Origin of the sequence: Rhodococcus sp. FH8 (genome assembly GCF_019266085.1) — a bacterium.
GTDB lineage: Bacteria > Actinomycetota > Actinomycetes > Mycobacteriales > Mycobacteriaceae > Rhodococcus_F > Rhodococcus_F qingshengii.
This window is the reverse complement of record NZ_LPNQ01000013.1, coordinates 1-1,536: the sequence shown is the minus strand read 5'-3', so window position 1 is coordinate 1,536 and position 1,536 is coordinate 1. Positions and strand designations below refer to the sequence as shown.

Annotated in this window: 1 protein-coding gene; it reads right to left on the bottom strand. The window is 59.8% G+C overall.

Translation table 11 applies throughout. From position 1 onward, the window contains the following. Positions 1-330: 330 nt before the first annotated feature. Positions 331-1,419 (bottom strand): IS110 family transposase, encoded by a 1,089-nt coding sequence (locus tag ATN38_RS00085; RefSeq protein ID WP_003942584.1) that lies wholly within the window; start codon positions 1,417-1,419, stop codon positions 331-333. Positions 1,420-1,536: the final 117 nt, after the last annotated feature.

Below are 1,536 nucleotides of genomic sequence, written 5' to 3'. Positions count from 1 at the left end.
CTGATATGTAGAGAAATTTGTCAAGGGACAGGTGGAAACGGCCTCGGGAACGGCAGTTCCCGAGGCCGTTTCCGTTTCGGTCGACGGACATGAAGAACGGCGGGTGACATGTCGATATTCACGACTCGTGGTCAGACTGATATACGCGGGTTGGTTACCGCAGGACGACTGTTCGGCAGGAACGGTGCTGCTGCTCTAGGGTCGGGCGTCGCAATCGGTTCCAATTTCGGAACCTGTTGCTGCCCATAGTTGTTTTCGCAGATCGTTCCTCACGCTGCCATCACGCCCTTTGCGATTGTCTATCGACCGAAATCTAGGGGAAGGACAAGCTCAGGGCTGGTCGTCGACGACCGCCAGCGACCAACACCATCCCGCAAGTTCTCTGGCTACGGCGACATTGGCGATCACCGGACGCTTCTTACGGGCGGTGAACTGCTCCCACCGATGATGCAGGCGGTGGTTGCCGGCATGCCCACGAGCACGCGCAGCGGGGCTGGCTTTCGCCCATCGAGTGCGCATGACCTGTCCAGGGTTGCGGTAGATCTTGCGGTGATGCCATGCTGCCTCGACCAACAACCGACGTGCATGACCGTTGCCGGTCTTGGTGATCGAACCCTGTGATCGTGATGTCCCCGAAGAGTATTCACTCGGCACCAGGCCGACATAGGAACCGATGGTGCTCCCCGTAAATCGCTGCCAGTCGCCGATCTCGACCGCCAACCCGAACCCGGTCAAAGTAGAGATTCCGCGTAAACATCCCAAACGGTGCACCATCGGCGTGTAGGGACTGTTCTCCGCCATCTCCTCGATCGCCGTATCCAGTCGGTCACGGCGGCTTCGGGTGAGCAGCATCGCTTCATAGTTCGAGTCGAACGTGGCCTGCAACGCCGACTGCTCGAACCTCTGACTTCGTAGCCACACATCATGCGCACCAGTCCACGCCGCACCACCAGAATAGACAATGCCCTGCCGCAGAAGAAGTTTCGACAAGCGATGTCGGCATCGCATCAGATCCCCGCGAGCATCCTCACGGGCACGGACCAGATCTCGGGCTGCCTCTTGTTCTACCGAAGGGACCGTGACCTCGACGATCTCGTCCAGTCGGAGCAACCGCGCCAGATGCAGCGCGTCGCGAGCATCGGTCTTGACGCGGTCACCAGCAGGTCTCTGCAATTTCGACGGCGCAACCACCACGCACTCCACACCCGCTTGATTCAGAGCTCGGTACAGGCCGAATCCGGTCGGTCCGGCCTCGTAGACGGCTTTCACCGGACCCGGCAACGAACGCAACCAGGCGAGGATCTCACCGGAGTCCGGACATAATCGTTGTTTCCATACTTCACCGGTTTGACCGTCGATCGCACATGCCACTACAGACAGTGCGTGCACGTCCAATCCGACACTCGTACGCTGATACATCACCGGGGCCTCCTGCAAATGTAGGCACTACCGATCCAGGCTTCGCCTACTCGGCAACCCACGGCAACTTGCAAGCGAGTCCCCGGCCCGAAACGGGCCGACCCTCATACCGTCTAG